The 14,588-nt window shown below is 64.6% G+C and carries 15 protein-coding genes; 11 read left to right on the top strand and 4 right to left on the bottom strand.

Annotation, left to right across the window (positions count from 1 at the left end; translation table 11 throughout):
* Positions 1-47 precede the first annotated feature (47 nt).
* From FJ988_RS29900 to FJ988_RS29880, 5 genes are all read left to right on the top strand, one after another.
* Positions 48-1,061, top strand: a complete 1,014-nt coding sequence (locus FJ988_RS29900; RefSeq protein ID WP_140822847.1) for a polyprenyl synthetase family protein — start codon at positions 48-50, stop codon at positions 1,059-1,061.
* A 95-nt stretch (positions 1,062-1,156) separates the two neighbouring features.
* Positions 1,157-1,819 (top strand): GntR family transcriptional regulator, encoded by a 663-nt coding sequence (locus FJ988_RS29895; RefSeq protein WP_140822845.1) that lies wholly within the window; start codon positions 1,157-1,159, stop codon positions 1,817-1,819.
* A 354-nt stretch (positions 1,820-2,173) separates the two neighbouring features.
* Entirely contained in the window at positions 2,174-2,779 is a 606-nt protein-coding gene (locus tag FJ988_RS29890) for a biotin transporter BioY (RefSeq protein ID WP_140822843.1), read from the top strand.
* Positions 2,779-3,195 (top strand): DUF1284 domain-containing protein, encoded by a 417-nt coding sequence (locus tag FJ988_RS29885; protein ID WP_140822841.1) that lies wholly within the window; start codon positions 2,779-2,781, stop codon positions 3,193-3,195. The genes FJ988_RS29890 and FJ988_RS29885 overlap by 1 nt, the downstream gene beginning before the upstream one ends.
* Before the next feature lie 206 nt (positions 3,196-3,401).
* Complete coding sequence (locus tag FJ988_RS29880) at positions 3,402-5,174, top strand: tetratricopeptide repeat protein (protein WP_140822839.1); 1,773 nt, start codon at positions 3,402-3,404, stop codon at positions 5,172-5,174.
* A gap of 50 nt (positions 5,175-5,224) precedes the next feature.
* Here FJ988_RS29880 and FJ988_RS29875 read toward each other — a convergent pair whose 3' ends face one another.
* Complete coding sequence (locus FJ988_RS29875; RefSeq protein ID WP_140822837.1) at positions 5,225-5,686, bottom strand: GNAT family N-acetyltransferase; 462 nt, start codon at positions 5,684-5,686, stop codon at positions 5,225-5,227.
* Between the two features lie 196 nt (positions 5,687-5,882).
* Between FJ988_RS29875 and FJ988_RS29870 the strand changes: the two genes are divergently transcribed.
* Entirely contained in the window at positions 5,883-6,803 is a 921-nt protein-coding gene (locus tag FJ988_RS29870; protein WP_181183727.1) for a glycine--tRNA ligase subunit alpha, read from the top strand.
* On the opposite strand, the gene FJ988_RS31010 is transcribed toward FJ988_RS29870, so the two are convergent.
* The gene (locus FJ988_RS31010; RefSeq protein WP_181183724.1) at positions 6,800-6,973 is read right to left on the bottom strand and encodes a hypothetical protein; all 174 of its coding nucleotides are present in this window, start codon (positions 6,971-6,973) and stop codon (positions 6,800-6,802) included. The two genes, FJ988_RS29870 and FJ988_RS31010, sit on opposite strands and share 4 nt — an antisense overlap.
* Before the next feature lie 336 nt (positions 6,974-7,309).
* On the opposite strand from FJ988_RS31010, the gene glyS reads away from it, so the two are divergent.
* Together glyS and FJ988_RS29860 are read left to right on the top strand one after the other, a co-directional pair.
* The gene (gene glyS / locus FJ988_RS29865) at positions 7,310-9,463 is read left to right on the top strand and encodes a glycine--tRNA ligase subunit beta (RefSeq protein ID WP_140822833.1); all 2,154 of its coding nucleotides are present in this window, start codon (positions 7,310-7,312) and stop codon (positions 9,461-9,463) included.
* Between the two features lie 260 nt (positions 9,464-9,723).
* On the top strand, positions 9,724-10,083 hold the full coding sequence (locus FJ988_RS29860; protein ID WP_140822832.1) for a hypothetical protein: 360 nt from the start codon (positions 9,724-9,726) through the stop codon (positions 10,081-10,083).
* A 99-nt stretch (positions 10,084-10,182) separates the two neighbouring features.
* Here the strand turns inward: FJ988_RS29860 and FJ988_RS29855 are convergent, their stop codons facing one another.
* A complete protein-coding gene (locus tag FJ988_RS29855) occupies positions 10,183-10,566 on the bottom strand; it encodes a hypothetical protein (protein ID WP_140822830.1) in 384 nt (127 codons plus the stop codon).
* A gap of 108 nt (positions 10,567-10,674) precedes the next feature.
* Complete coding sequence (locus tag FJ988_RS29850) at positions 10,675-11,160, bottom strand: hypothetical protein (protein ID WP_140822828.1); 486 nt, start codon at positions 11,158-11,160, stop codon at positions 10,675-10,677.
* 175 nt (positions 11,161-11,335) lie between these two features.
* Here FJ988_RS29850 and FJ988_RS29845 point away from each other — a divergent pair, with 175 nt between their 5' ends.
* The 3 genes from FJ988_RS29845 to FJ988_RS29835 all read left to right on the top strand — a co-directional run bounded on the left by FJ988_RS29845 (position 11,336) and on the right by FJ988_RS29835 (position 14,501).
* Entirely contained in the window at positions 11,336-12,298 is a 963-nt protein-coding gene (locus FJ988_RS29845; protein ID WP_181183723.1) for an L-threonylcarbamoyladenylate synthase, read from the top strand.
* A 19-nt stretch (positions 12,299-12,317) separates the two neighbouring features.
* Positions 12,318-13,751, top strand: coding sequence for an FAD-binding oxidoreductase (locus tag FJ988_RS29840; protein ID WP_140822824.1), 1,434 nt, complete (start codon positions 12,318-12,320; stop codon positions 13,749-13,751).
* A 183-nt stretch (positions 13,752-13,934) separates the two neighbouring features.
* Positions 13,935-14,501 (top strand): DUF6101 family protein, encoded by a 567-nt coding sequence (locus tag FJ988_RS29835; protein ID WP_140822822.1) that lies wholly within the window; start codon positions 13,935-13,937, stop codon positions 14,499-14,501.
* The last annotated feature ends 87 nt before the right edge of the window (positions 14,502-14,588 follow it).

The raw sequence follows: 14,588 nt of genomic DNA, 5'->3' as shown, positions 1-14,588 counted from the left end.
GAGCCGGGACCAGGGTGCGTGCGCGTCATGAGACGGGAGTTGTCGTGGTGGGTGTTGTTCTGAACATCGAAGGCAAGCGGGAACCCGCTTCCATCAAGGATCTGATCGACCTGACGGCCGCCGATATGGGCCGCGTCAACGAACTGATCCTGTCCAAGGCCGGCTCCGACGTCGAGATGATCCCGGAGATCGCCAACCACCTGATCTCGTCCGGCGGCAAGCGGCTCAGGCCGATGCTGACGCTCGCCGCCGCCCAGATGTTTGGCTATTCGGGCGAAGGCCATGTCAAGCTCGCCACCGCAGTCGAGTTCATGCATACCGCGACGCTGCTGCATGACGATGTGGTCGACGAGAGCGCGCTCAGGCGCGGCAAGAAGACGGCGCGCATGATCTGGGGCAACCAGGCAAGCGTGCTGGTCGGCGATTTCCTGCTTGGCCAGGCGTTCCGCATGATGGTCGAGGTCGGCTCGCTCGAAGCCCTCGACATCCTGTCGGCCGCCGCTTCCATCATCGCCGAGGGCGAGGTAATGCAATTGGCAGCGGCCAAAAACCTCGAAACCACCGAGGACGAGCATTTTGCCGTCATCAAGGCCAAGACCGCGGCGCTGTTTTCGGCTGCCGCGGAAGTCGGCCCGGTGATCGCCCAGGCTTCGCGCAACGATCGCGCCGCACTGCGTTCCTACGGCATGAATCTCGGCCTTGCCTTCCAGTTGATCGATGACGCGCTGGATTACGGCGGCTCGAGCAAGGACCTCGGCAAGAATGTCGGCGACGATTTCCGCGAGGGCAAGGTGACGCTGCCGGTGATTCTCGCCTACCGGCGCGGCACCAAGGCCGAACGTACCTTCTGGAAGCGCGCCATCGAGGAGAACGTCACCGACGATGCGGGGCTCGAAAAGGCGATCGGCCTGATGGCCCGCCATGGCGCCATAGCCGACACGATCGGCCGCGCCCGTCATTTCGGCGAGATCGCCCGCGATGCGCTGGCGCCGCTGGAAGCGACGCCGCAGAAATCGGCGCTGATCGACGTCATCGATTTCTGCATCAGCCGCGTGAACTGAGCGGGCGTCCGAACTGTTTGGCCTTCCGGCAAAAAGCCGGGAGGGACGCCTTTGCTGTCTCGACAAACGGCCGTCCCGCAAATTATCTATAAAAAATGACCACAGAGGACACCATCGCCGTCCGCATCAGCAAAGCGTTGGCGGACCGCATCATTTCGGGCGCTATAGAGCCCGGCTCGCGGCTGCGCCAGGACCATGTCGCGGAAGAATTCAACACCAGCCATGTGCCGGTGCGTGAGGCCTTCCGCCGCCTTGAGGCACAAGGCCTGGCGATCAGCGAGCCGCGTCGCGGCGTGCGCGTCGCCTCCTTCGATCTCGGCGAGGTGAGGGAGGTGGCGGAGATGCGCGCCGCGCTCGAAGTGCTGGCGCTGCGCCACGCCGCGCCGCATCTGACGGCGGCGATCCTCGAAAAGGCTGAGGAAGCGACAAAGGCCGGCGACAAATCGCGCGACGTCCGCTCCTGGGAGGAAGCCAATCGCGCCTTCCACCGGCTGATCCTCGAGCCTTGCCGCATGCCGCGCCTGCTCTCGACCATCGACGACCTGCATGCGGCAAGCGCGCGTTTCCTGTTCGCCGCATGGCGCTCGGAGTGGGAAACCCGAACCGACCAGGATCACCGTGCGATCCTTGCTGCGCTGAGGCAAGGCAACACCGAATCCGCCGCCGCCACGCTCGGCCGCCACGTGCAATGGATCGGCCAGAAGCCGGTCAAGACCGCCTCAGGCAGGATGCGCGACGCTTTCGCCATCGTGGGGTAGGCTCGGCGATTGGCCGAGGCCTCTCAGCTTCGTAATCGTCGCATAACGATTGGCGAGGCTTCCCAGCTTCGTCATTCTAGGGCGGAGCAAGGAGCGAAGCGACGCGCGAAGACCCTAGAATCCATGCCGTTACCTCTGAACGTTTCAACGGTGCAGAACGACCTATGTTCTGCACCGCTTTCGCCTTCGGCCTAGGCCACGGCATGGATCCTAGGGTCTACGCGACGCCGCTTCGCGGCTGCTCCGCCCTAGGATGACGAACCTGCGGGCTTGCCATCCTCGCGAAAATATGGATTCGATAATAGATGAAGTACAAAAATTATCTATAATTTCAATTCAACCAGGGAAGACACCGTGACCGACATCGCCTTTTCGTCCTCGAATCCCTCCTTCAGCCCGCTGCGTCTACAAAACCGTTCGCTTGCCTGGAAGGTCGGCGCCGTCGTTCTCGGCTCGCTGTTTTTGGCGCTGTCCTCCTATATCGAGGTGCCGATGGTGCCGGTTCCCGTGACCATGCAGACCTTTGCCGTGACGCTGATCGGCGCGCTCTATGGCTGGCGCTTCGGCGCGCTCACCATCGCCGCCTGGCTGGTCGAAGGCGCGATCGGTTTTCCGGTGCTGGCAGGCGGCGCGGCCGGCATCCAGAATTTCGTCGGTCCGACCGGCGGCTACCTCTTTGCCTTCCCGGTCGTCGGCGCCGTCGTCGGCTGGCTGGCCGAGCGCGGCTGGAACAGCAACCGCGTGATGCTCGCCTTCCTGGCCATGCTCATCGGTAATCTGCTCTGCCTGGTGCTTGGCGCGGCCTGGCTTGCCGCCATGATCGGCGTGGAGAAGGCGATCACCTTCGGCGTCACGCCGTTCATCGTCGGCGGCCTGCTCAAGTCCGCGCTCGGCGCCGCGACGCTGAAGCTGTTCTCGACCTACAAGGCGCAGCGTCGCACGCCTTCGTCCCCGGCCTGATGACCGTCAGGCTGCGCGCCCATCACCTGCTTTGCCTGCTGACTTATGTCGGCAAAGGCTATTCGCCGGCCTTCACCGCCAATTACGACAAGGTGGTGGAGCGCCTTGCAGGCGGCGAGGACGTGCAGATCGTCTCCGGGCCGGACGATATCTGCGCCCCGCTGCTCGACGAGAAGGAACCGCACTGCCTGGGCGAGAGTGCCGCAGGCCGGGACCAACTCGCCGCGCGCGATGTCGGCGAACTGCTCGGCCGGCCGATCGCGGCCGGCGTCCGTTTCAGCTTCGAGACAGCACGCCTCGCCGCCATGCGCCAGGCCTTTTCGGCGGGACGCACGCGTCAGGCGTGTCAGGGCTGCGAATGGTCGGATCTCTGCAGCGTCGTCGCGGCTGCCGGATACTCAGGCACCCGCCTTTGAGGCGCGCCCGGCGCCGGCATTTCAACCGTTCCGCGCGCCGTCGCGATATTTTCGCCGGCGGCCACTCTTTGTTAAGTCGGTGACTCGATTGTGAAATCAGGCCGGGATTGAAGCCTGACCCCAAAAAGGCCATGCTTTGTCCGGAAAACTTCGAGTCTGTGGGCGGTCCGCCGAGGGCGCGATCGCATCTGGCTGAAAGGGATACGATGCGGCAAGGACGTGCGCGCTGGCTGACGAGGCTGGCATTTTTGACCGGTGTGGCGCTTTGGGTGCTGCCGGTTCAGGCCAAGGAGGAACCGCTCCAGATCACGTCTTTCTCGGGCGCCTATCTCGCCGCCCATATCGCCGAAAGCGACAACGATCTCGACGACGCCATCGCCTATTACAAACAGGCGCTGGCCTTCGCCCCGAACGACCAGGACCTCCAGCAGAGCCTGATGCTGGCGCTTGTCGCTCAAGGGCGCTTCGAGGAATCGCTGGTCTATGCTGACAAGTTGAAGGAAGTGCCTGATGTCGAGCGCTTCTCGCGGCTTGGCCTCGCCGTCGATTCCTTCCACAAGAAGGACTACACCAAAGCCCAGTACTGGCTGAAGCTGTCGCTCGAATCCGATCTCGACCGGCTCATCTCGGGCGTTATGGCCGGCTGGGCCAAAGAGGGCGCCGGCGATGCCTCCGAGGCGATGGAGTCCATCGACAAGCTAAAGGGCCCGGACTGGTTCGGCCTGTTCAAGTCCTTCCACCGCGCGCTGATCGCCGATGCCGCCGGCCTCAACGACAAGGCCGACGAGATCTATTCCTCTACCATGGCCGACACCGCCGCCGGCGGCTCCGCGCCCGAGACCTGGATGCGCAATGCGCAGGCCTATGCCTCCTTCCTCGTGCGCAAGGGCGACAAGTCGAAGGCGATCGAGGTGCTGAACCAGGCCGAGGCCTTTGCGCCGGGCAAGCTGGAAATCACAGCGTTGCGCGACCGGATCGCCAAGGGCGACAAGATCGAACCGTTCATCGCAAATCCGTCCGACGGCGCCTCCGAAATCCTGCTCGATCTCGCCACGGCGTTGAACCGCGGCGGCGGCGAGCCGTTCGTGCGGCTCTATCTGCAATACGCGCTGGCGCTGAAGCCTGACAGCGACGCCGCCTTGGTGCAGCTCGCCGGCGTTGCCGAGCAGTTGAAGGACGGCGAGGGCGCCGTCGCGCTCTACCGCCGCATTCCGGCTTCCTCGCCGCTCAAGGAACTCTCCGACCTGCAGATTGGCCTCAACCTTGCCGATCTCGACAAGCATGACGAGGCGATCGCCGATCTCACGGCCTATCTCGACAAGCATCCCGACGACATGCGCGCCTATCTGGCGCTTGGCGGGGTCTATGGCTCGAAAGAGGATTTCCGCTCGGCCGCCAATCTCTACGACAAGGCCGTCGATCGGCTGAAGGCGCCGACCGCCGCCAACTGGAACATCTTCTACCAGCGCGGCATCGCCTATGAGCGGCTGAAGGAATGGCCGAAGGCCGAACCCAATTTCCTCAAGGCGCTGGAATTGCAGCCCGACCAGCCGCAGGTCATGAACTATCTCGGCTATTCCTGGGTCGACATGAACATGAAGCTCAAGGAAGGCCTGGCGATGATCCAGAAGGCTGTGGATCTCAGGCCTAACGACGGCTACATCGTCGATTCACTCGGCTGGGCCTATTTCCGCCTCGGCCGCTTCGACGATTCCGTGCGCGAGATGGAGCGCGCCGTGTCGCTGAAGCCGGAAGATCCGGTCCTCAACGACCATCTCGGCGATGCCTACTGGCGCGTCGGCCGCAAGCTCGAGGCCACCTATCAGTGGACCCAGGCGCGCGACCTGAAACCCGATCCGGATGTGCTCGCGACCTTGCAGCAGAAGCTGCTCAAGGGCCTGCCGCCGATCGAATCCAACACCGCGCAGGAAACCCCGAAGATGAAGCCGGTTGTGCCGGCCCCCGCGCCGAAGGGCTGAACGCTCCAATCCGGCATTTTTGCGGGGCCCTTCGGGGCCCCGCGGCATTTTCAGAACATTTTGCGATAAACGACGAACCCCGAGCGATCGCCTATTTTGTCGTAGAGCAGCATGGCGGTGTGGTTCGTCTCATGCGTCAGCCAGTAGACGCGATTGGCGCCTGCTTGCCCGGCGCGTTCGTACACGCCTTCGATCAGTGCCCGGCCGACGCCTTGGCCGCGCGCGGCTTGCGTCGTGAACAGGTCCTGCAGGTAGCAGCTCGGCGCGATCGCCGTGGTCGAGCGGTGGTAGAGATAGTGAACCAGGCCCAGAAGCCCGCCGTCGCGTTCAGCCACCAGCGCATGCACCGGCTCATAGGCGTCGAAGAAGCGCGCCCAGGTCGTCTGCGTGATCTCGCCGGCAAGCGCCGTCGGGCCGGAGCGTCCGTAAAACGCATTGTAGCCGTCCCAGAGCGGCAGCCACTCTGCGTAGTCCTGCCTTGTGACGGGGCGGACGATGAGCTGACCGGGCATGGACGGAACCTTCGTTGTTGATGTTCAGTCGAAGCAGACGGTCGCCGCCGCTCGCCGGCAATGGGCCAGCAGGTTGCAAAGCGTTCTACATCCTCCGATGGAGGGGCGCTGCCTTGACGCTCGCCGGCCCGGCAACTAGGGAAAGCTTCGTTCCGCGCTTTGCGAGGCCGCCGTGACCATCGACATTCCTGCCCATATGCACCCCAGCCGCTCCTTCCAGGGGCTGATCCTGACCTTGCACAATTACTGGGCGGACTATGGTTGCCTGATCCTGCAGCCTTACGACATGGAAGTCGGCGCCGGCACGTTCCATCCGGCCACCACCTTGCGCGCGCTCGGTCCGCTGCGCTGGAACGCCGCTTACGTGCAGCCCTCGCGCCGCCCGAAGGACGGCCGCTACGGCGAAAACCCCAACCGCCTGCAGCATTATTACCAGTATCAGGTGATCCTGAAGCCGAACCCGCCGAACCTGCAGGAGCTGTATCTCGGCTCGCTCGAAGCCATCGGCGTCGATCCGCTGCTGCACGACATCCGCTTCGTCGAGGACGACTGGGAAAGCCCGACGCTCGGCGCCTGGGGTCTCGGCTGGGAGTGCTGGTGCGACGGCATGGAAGTCTCGCAGTTCACCTATTTCCAGCAAGTCTGCGGCATCGAATGCGCGCCGGTGGCGGGCGAGCTGACCTATGGTCTGGAGCGGCTCGCCATGTACGTCCAGGGCGTCGACAACGTCTATGACCTCAACTTCAACGGTCGCGAGGGCGCCGAGAAGGTGACCTATGGCGATGTCTTCCTGCAGGCCGAGCAGGAATATTCGCGCCACAATTTCGAATTCGCCAACACCTCGATGCTGTTGCGGCATTTCGAGGACGCCGAGACCGAATGCAAGGCGCTGCTCGATGCCGGCACGCCGAAGCCCAGCGACAATCTGGCGATGCACCGGCTGGTCTTCCCGGCCTACGACCAGTGCATCAAGGCAAGCCACGTCTTCAACCTGCTCGACGCGCGCGGCGTGATCTCGGTCACCGAACGGCAAAGCTACATCCTGCGCGTGCGCAACCTCGCCAAAGCCTGCGGCGAGGCGTTCCTGAAGACGCGCGCGGGCGGGCTGGCGGCTTAAGCGACCACGGCCTTTGCTATCTCGACGGTAGTCGTGATTACGCTTTGGCTGACGCCATCGATCATGCGCATGGCCTGCCGCACGCCCGGCATCGCGATCGCGCCGTGCATCTGGGCGGCGAAGCAGGCGCTGAGCGCCAGGATCTGCAGGGCTCTCGATGCCGTCTTCATCGTCGTTCAGTCAATAGGTCTCTGCCTGAGCGTGTGTCGCTTCAGCGCCGTGTTCGGTTCATGGGGTGTCTGCACTTAGGACGGGCGGAGCCGCCCGGTCCCGACAAAGACCTGAAAATTTCCTGAAATCGACCGAAATGGGGATCGGCATGCAGGGTGACAGCGGCCGGCCGAGTTGCTATGCCGCGCGGACAATTCGCCCGCATGAGCTGAACCGATGCCCGATCTGCTACTCGAACTTCGCTCCGAGGAAATTCCGGCCCAGCCGCGCGCCCGCAGTGCCGAAGGCGCGAGGACGCGCAAACAGGAAAACAGCATGCGGGTGGAGAAACTCTGATGCCGGACTTGTTGCTCGAACTTCGCTCCGAGGAAATTCCCGCCCGCATGCAGCGCAAGGCTGCCGGCGACCTGCGCAAGATGCTGACCGACGGTCTGGTCGAGGCAGGTCTGACCTATGAGGCGGCGCGCGAGTATTGGACGCCGCGGCGCCTGACGCTCGACATCCGCGGGCTGACCGCGCGCTCCAAGGATATTCGCGAGGAGATCAAGGGCCCGTCGACCACGGCGCCCGACCAGGCCGTGCAGGGTTTCCTGCGCAAGGCCGGGCTTTCGTCGATCGCGGACGCCCATGTCCATTCCGATCCGAAAAAGGGCGATTTCTACGTCGCCCACATCTCCAAGCCGGGCAGGGCGGCGGAGGAAATCATCGCCGAGCTGGTGCCGGGCATCATCAAGAACTTCCCCTGGCCGAAGTCGATGCGCTGGGGGCCGGCCTCGGCAAAGCCTGGCTCGCTGCGCTGGGTGCGGCCGCTGCAGTCGATCGTCTGCACCTTCGGCCCGGAGACTGAGGAGCCGGTGGTGGTCGATTTCGACATCGACGGCATCCGTTCCGGCAACGTCACCTACGGCCACCGCTTCCATGCGCCGGATCCGATCACCGTGCGCCGCTTCGACGACTATGTGACCAAGCTCGAAGCGGCCAAGGTCGTGCTCGACGCCGACCGGCGCAAGGAGATCATCCTGGCGGACGCCCGCAACATCGCCTTCGCCAACGGGCTCGATCTTGTCGAGGACGAAGGCCTCTTGGAAGAAGTTTCGGGCCTGGTCGAATGGCCAGTCGTGCTGATGGGCGAGTTCGAACGCGATTTCCTCGCCATCCCAGGCGAAGTCATCCGGCTCACCATCCGCGCCAACCAGAAATGCTTCGTCACCCGGCCGCAGGCCGCAGCTGAGGATCTTTCGAACCGCTTCATCCTCACCGCCAACATCGAGGCCAAGGATGGCGGCCGCGAGATCGCTTACGGCAACGGTAAGGTGGTGCGCTCGCGCCTGTCCGACGCGCTCTATTTCTGGAAGACCGACCAAAGCGACCTGCCCGACCTCGACCAGCTCCAGGCGTCGGCGGCGAAATTCAACCTCGATATGAAGAAGCCGCTCGACCAGCGCATGGCGCGGCTCGACCACCTCAACGTGACCTTCCATGCCAAGCTGGGCACGCAAGGGGCGCGGGTGGAGCGGATCAGGCGGCTGGCCGAAGAACTGGCGCCGGTGGTTGGCGCCGAGCCTGCGCTCGTCGCCCGTGCCGCGGTGCTCGCCAAGGCCGATCTGCAGACCGAAGTGGTCGGCGAGTTCCCGGAATTGCAGGGCGCGATGGGCCGCAAATACGCGCTGCTGCAGGGCGAGCATCCGTCGGTGGCCGCCGCTGCCGAGGAGCACTACAAGCCGCAGGGGCCGTCCGACCGTGTGCCGACCGATCCGGTTTCGGTTGCCGTGGCGCTCGCCGACAAGCTGGACACGCTGACCGGCTTCTGGGCCATCGACGAGAAGCCGACGGGCTCGAAGGACCCATTTGCGCTGCGAAGAGCGGCGCTCGGTGTGGTCAGGATCCTGATCGAGAACCGCATCCGTTTGGCGCTCACCTCTGTCTTCGCCAAGGCCTTTGCCAACTTCACCGGCGGCGCGGATCAGGCGTCCGATCTCCTCGCCTTCTTCCACGACCGCCTGAAGGTCTATCTGCGCGACCAGGGCGCGCGGCATGATCTGATCGATGCCGTCATCACGCCGCAGTCGGACGACCTGTTGCAGATCGTGCGCCGTGTCGAGGCGCTGGGCTCCTTGCTCGATACCGACGGCGGCAAGAACCTGCTTGCCGGCACCAAGCGCGCGGCCAACATCCTGGCGGCGGAAGAGAAGAAGAAAACGCTCGTCGCCGAGAGCGTTGAGCCGGCTCTTCTGCGCGAAGAAGCGGAAAAGAAGCTGTTCGCCGCGGTGAATCAGGCCGAGAAGGAAGCCGGCCAAGCAATTCAAAACGAAGATTTTTCCGCCGCCATGCTGGCGCTTAGCGTGTTGCGTGAACCGGTTGATTCATTTTTTGAAGGCGTTCTCGTCAATGATGAGGACCAGGCTGTGCGCGCCAACCGCCTGGCGCTGCTCGCCCGCATCCGCGCGGCCACCGACCAGGTCGCGGATTTTTCAAAAATCGTCGGCTGACGGCTCAGAAATCGCATCCTCGAGAGTGCTCGCGTCCGCTAGGGCGCGGGCATTGCTCGACAATTCGGCGCTCGAAAATTAATGCGCCGGAGCCGGCTTACAGTCATATGGCGATGACCTCCGCATGGGAGAAATGATGCATGTCGCCTGGAAGCGCCGAGCGGTTCCGCGACATGCATCAACGAAAGACTGAAGGGCGTTGACCGAATTCGTTTCGGCTCGACACGCTCCAACACGTTCCCCAACCACGGAGGCATGCCATGAATTCCGTCGACGATATGGACCTGATTGAAGAGACCCCGGCCGCCGCCGAGGGCACCGAACCCGCTTCCGAAAACGTGCTCGACCACGCTGCCGCCGCGGCGGTCGAAGCCGCCGACCTGTCGGACGACGAAGAGGAAGAGGGCGACGAGGAAGACGGCGACGACGAGGACGAAGACGACGCCGATGAGGAAGCCTCCGCCTCGGCCGACGATGAGCCGGATGACGAGGACGGCGACGAAGAAGATGAAGACGCTGACGAAGAAGCCACCGCTTCGGCGGACGATAAGTCCGACCATGAGGACGAAGAGGGCGACGACGACGAGTCCGACGATGACCACAAGGAAGAGGCGGCCTGAGCCGGTTTCGTCGTCTCAACGCATCGTCTGAGACATGAGGGGCGGCGCCTTACGCGTCGCCCTTTTTCGTCAGTCCGGCTTCTGTCGGAACCGGCTTCGTCAATCTTCCAGAATGCTGACCCGCACGCTGTCCGGATAGACGTCGACCTCGATTAGCGGCTCGCCATTGACGATGGCGCGCCTTGTCGAACTGCTCATGGCGCCGCCGCGCTCCAGCATGCGCTGCAGGTCGGCGCGCGAGCCGTCGGTGCGGAACCACGGGTCGCCCTGGTCGTCGCCGTCGCGCCGGTGGAATTTGTGATAGTTGGCGCGATCCTGGCGCACCATCTGCGCAGCACTGCTCAGCGGATAGCCGTCGCTGGCGCGGTGATCGCGGTCAGAGATGCGCGCCGTGTAGGAGCCGAGCATGTCGTCGGCCCGTGCCGGGCCAGCGCCCAGCGCCGCCAAAAGGCCGGCAATGGCAATCGCTTTCGACACAGTCATGGAACCCCCCTTTTTAATGCCAACACCACAGTGCCCGATCCGCATGGGCAGAAATCGGACACGAGGTTGGCAAGGCGCCTAGCATACCGTGCTGGGGTTCAATGTGAACTACATCGCCTTGCCGACGCGCGGTACTGGCGTGGTTTGCGGCTGGGTGCTGCTCGGCGCATTGGCCGCTGCGGTCGTCGGCTGGCTGTTCGTCTTGCCGGCGCCGTTCGAAGCCGCGGCGGTGCCGTTGGCAGGCGTGGTCGGCGCGGTGCCGTTCGCGGGCGCGGCGGCAGCGGGCGCTGCAGGCTTGGCCGCCGCGGTCGCCGTCGGCGTCGCGAATGCGCCGCCGACCACCCCGCCGCGAATGATCATCGGGGCCGGCTGATGCCCGGAGGGGATCGCCGCAACCTTCTCGTCGGTGACGGCGGGCACCGGATCGCCAAGCGCGATCATCGACGGCGCCGAGGCCGCCGACGGCTTGTCGATCGCCTTCAACTTGATGATGGAAGGCGTCGACGTCGAGACGCCGAGAACCACGAACGACGAGGCCTGCGATACGCCGCCCGTCGCCAGAAGGCCGATCACGGCCGCTCCCATGATACGCATCACAACACCACTCCCCGCCCGCAACGACACCATCCCGCAGCTTTAGGCCGCTAAAATTGAAGCCGGCTTGCGCGGAAACTTAACATTTTAGGGATTGATAAATCGCCAACGCCCGCACTTGCCCGATAGAAGCCGCCGTATTACGGGACCGGCATGTTTAGGATCGGTGGCGGATTTGGCTGAGATATTGGCGGTCGGCGAGGCGATTGAGCAGGCTTTGGCGCTGCTCGAAGGCGGCGATGTCGTCGCCATTCCGACCGAGACGGTCTACGGACTGGCGGGCGATGCCACCAATGGCGTCGCCGTGGCGCGCATCTTCGAGGCCAAGGGCCGGCCGCGCTTCAATCCGCTGATCGCCCATGTCGCCGACCGCGACATGGCGGACCGCATAGCCGCATTCGATCCGCTCTCGGCAAGGCTCGCCGAAGCCTTCTGGCCTGGCCCGCTGACGCTGGTGCTGCCGCAGCGCGCCGACAATGGCATCCACCCGCTGGTCACCGCCGGGCTCGACACGATCGCGCTGCGCATGCCGCGCGGCTTTGGCGGTGAGCTGATCGCGCGGCTGGGACGGCCACTCGCTGCGCCCAGCGCCAACTCCTCCGGCAAGATTTCCGGCACGACGGCACAGGCGGTAGCCGCCGACCTCGGTGACAGGATCAGGCTGGTCGTCGATGGCGGCGCGACGCCGGTTGGGCTGGAATCGACCATTCTCAAGGTCGAGGACGGAAGATTGCGGCTGCTCCGTCCAGGCGGCATCGCCGCCGAGGAGATCGAGGCCGTGGCCGGCGCGAGGCTGGCGCGCGGCGCCAAGGGCATCGAGGCGCCAGGCATGCTCGCCTCGCACTACGCGCCGGGCGCCGCGATGCGGCTCAATGTTCAACAGATCGTGAGTGGCGAGGCGCTGCTCGCCTTCGGTCCGAGCCGCGCCGATGGCTGGCAGGGTGCTGCAGCCATTCGCAATCTCTCCGAGCAAGGCGACCTGCGCGAGGCGGCAAGCAACCTTTTCGCGGCCATGCAGGCGCTCGACCGCGTTGGCGCCGCGACCATCGCCGTCGAGCCGATCCCGTTCGAGGGCCTGGGCGAGGCGATCAACGATCGGCTCGCGCGCGCCGCCGCGCCGCGTGACAAGATCGTCTGAGCGCCATAGGTTCTGGCTCATGAACGACCAGCCCTTCGACCTCGACCCAACCGTCATCGACCGTTTCGCTGCGATCGTCGGCGACAAATATGCGTTGCGCGACCAGGCCGACATCGCGCCTTATATCACCGAGCGGCGCGGCCTCTGGCATGGCCGGACACCGCTGGTGCTGCGTCCGGGCAGCGTCGAGGAGGTCAGCCGCATCATGCGGCTTGCCACCGAGACGGGCACGCCGATCGTGCCGCAGAGCGGCAACACCGGGCTGGTCGGCGCGCAGGTGCCCGATGAATCCGGCCGCGACATCGTGCTCTCGCTTTCCAGGTTGAACCGCATCCGCGAAATCGATGTGCTGTCGAACACCGTGACCGTCGAGGCCGGCGTCATCCTGCAGACGCTGCAGGAAGCGGCCGACGCCGCCGGCCGGCTGTTCCCGCTCTCGCTCGCCGCGCAAGGCTCCTGCCAGATCGGCGGCAATCTCTCTTCCAATGCCGGCGGCACCGGCGCGCTTGCCTATGGCAATGCGCGCGAACTCTGCCTCGGCGTCGAGGTGGTGCTGCCGACCGGCGAGGTGTTCGACGATCTGCGCAAGCTGAAGAAGGACAACACCGGCTACGATCTGAAGAACCTCTTCGTCGGCGCCGAGGGCACGCTCGGCGTCATCACCGCCGCGGTGCTGAAACTGTTCCCGAAGCCGAAGGGCAGGGAGGTCGCCTTTGCCGGCCTGCCATCGTCGCCGAAGGACGCGCTGTCGCTGTTCACCTTGGCGATGGACAGGGCCGGCGCCTCGCTCACCGCTTTCGAGCTGATCGCCAAACGGCCCTACGACTTCACGCTGAAGCACGGCCAGGGCATCGTGCGACCGCTGGCCGACGACTGGCCCTGGTATGTGCTGATGCAGGTCTCGTCCGGCCGCTCCGAAGAAGACGGCAAGGCGCTGATCGAGGAAATCCTGGCCGAGGCTATGGAGCAAGGCATCGTCGGCGACGCGGTGGTCTCGGCAAGCCTTGCCCAGGGCGACGCCTTCTGGAATTTCCGCGAGACGCTGCCCGAATGCCAGAAGCCCGAGGGCGCCTCGATCAAGCACGACATCTCCGTGCCGACATCCTCGATCCCCGACTTCATCGGACAGGCGGCCGGCGTGGTGGAAGGGGTCTGCCCCGGCGCGCGCGTCGTCTGCTTCGGCCATATGGGCGACGGCAATCTGCACTATAACATCTCACGCCCGGTGGACTGGCAGGACGAGGCGTTCCTCGAGCTTTACCACCCGATGAACCACGCCGTGCATGACGTCGTGCGCGCCTTCCATGGCTCGATCTCGGCCGAGCACGGCATCGGTCAGTTGAAGCGCGACGAGCTGATCGCTACCGCGCCGCCGATGGCGATCGATCTGATGCGCCGGGTGAAGGCCGCCTTCGATCCGGCCGGCATCATGAATCCCGGTAAGGTTATCTGATCCTTCCTAGGTATGGTGGTCGGTCGCATTCCGATAACCATCCCTGAGATCAGCAAAATTTAACCGAACTTCTTAAGCGCGACGGTAAGAAGCGAGCGCTAATGTTTCTTCCCATAACGAGGCCGGAAAAACCGGCTCTGAGAGAACCGGAAAACGGCCCTCAGGAGTAACAGGGAAGACACGATGAACGTTGGATTGAAGCCAGTCTGGGCCGGGCGCAACATGCGTCTCGATCCGTTTCGCCTGCCGCAGATGGTGAGCTATGCCGCCCGCGACGATTATGGCGATGTCACCTTCACCATCGACCATCGCGGCGCGGTCATCCGCCGTGTCCTGGAGATGAGCGGCTTGCCGGCGATCATCGCGCTGCCCGCCAACGCGTTCCGCGGCGTTGCCGCGCGTGCCATGGAAGATCCGGAAGGCAATGTCACCGTGACGCTGGAACTCCTGCACAATGATCCGATGCTCTCGGTGCCGCTCCTGGTCGCCGACGACCTCGAGGACGTCGCAGCCGACTGGCGCGCCTGGGCCGACGCCTACCGCTTGCCCATGCTTCTGATCGAGGCCGACGGCGTTGCCCGCACATTGGAAGAATCGCTCGGCGTCGCCATCAAGGCGCTGCCGCCGCAGCAGCGCCGCAAGGGCCGCGTCTCCAACATGCGCCGCCCGCGCTTCCTCGCCCGCCGTAAGGCCGGCAATCTCGGCCTGAGGCTCGTCATCGACGGCCAGGAGATTATTGCAAGGGAGTAGTGCGCGTTTCCCTTCTCCCCTTGTGGGAGAAGGTGTCGCCGAAGGCGACGGATGAGGGGTGTTCCAGGGAACGCCAACGTCTCACTC

Source organism: Mesorhizobium sp. CU3 (genome assembly GCF_006442965.1).
In the GTDB taxonomy this organism is placed as follows: domain Bacteria; phylum Pseudomonadota; class Alphaproteobacteria; order Rhizobiales; family Rhizobiaceae; genus Mesorhizobium.
This window is presented reverse-complemented; position numbering and strand designations above follow the sequence as displayed.

Bases quoted from the DNA above. Each gene is read 5' to 3' on its own strand.
- FJ988_RS29895 (WP_140822845.1), top strand. From the start codon at position 1,157: ATGACCACAGAGGACACCATCGCCGTCCGCATCAGCAAAGCGTTGGCG.
- FJ988_RS29885 (WP_140822841.1), top strand. From the start codon at position 2,779: ATGACCGTCAGGCTGCGCGCCCATCACCTGCTTTGCCTGCTGACTTAT.
- FJ988_RS29880 (WP_140822839.1), top strand. From the start codon at position 3,402: ATGCGGCAAGGACGTGCGCGCTGGCTGACGAGGCTGGCATTTTTGACC.
- FJ988_RS29875 (WP_140822837.1), bottom strand. From the start codon at position 5,686: ATGCCCGGTCAGCTCATCGTCCGCCCCGTCACAAGGCAGGACTACGCA.
- FJ988_RS29870 (WP_181183727.1), top strand. From the start codon at position 5,883: ATGCACCCCAGCCGCTCCTTCCAGGGGCTGATCCTGACCTTGCACAAT.
- FJ988_RS31010 (WP_181183724.1), bottom strand. From the start codon at position 6,973: ATGAAGACGGCATCGAGAGCCCTGCAGATCCTGGCGCTCAGCGCCTGC.
- glyS (WP_140822833.1), top strand. From the start codon at position 7,310: ATGCCGGACTTGTTGCTCGAACTTCGCTCCGAGGAAATTCCCGCCCGC.
- FJ988_RS29860 (WP_140822832.1), top strand. From the start codon at position 9,724: ATGAATTCCGTCGACGATATGGACCTGATTGAAGAGACCCCGGCCGCC.
- FJ988_RS29855 (WP_140822830.1), bottom strand. From the start codon at position 10,566: ATGACTGTGTCGAAAGCGATTGCCATTGCCGGCCTTTTGGCGGCGCTG.
- FJ988_RS29850 (WP_140822828.1), bottom strand. From the start codon at position 11,160: ATGCGTATCATGGGAGCGGCCGTGATCGGCCTTCTGGCGACGGGCGGC.
- FJ988_RS29840 (WP_140822824.1), top strand. From the start codon at position 12,318: ATGAACGACCAGCCCTTCGACCTCGACCCAACCGTCATCGACCGTTTC.
- FJ988_RS29835 (WP_140822822.1), top strand. From the start codon at position 13,935: ATGAACGTTGGATTGAAGCCAGTCTGGGCCGGGCGCAACATGCGTCTC.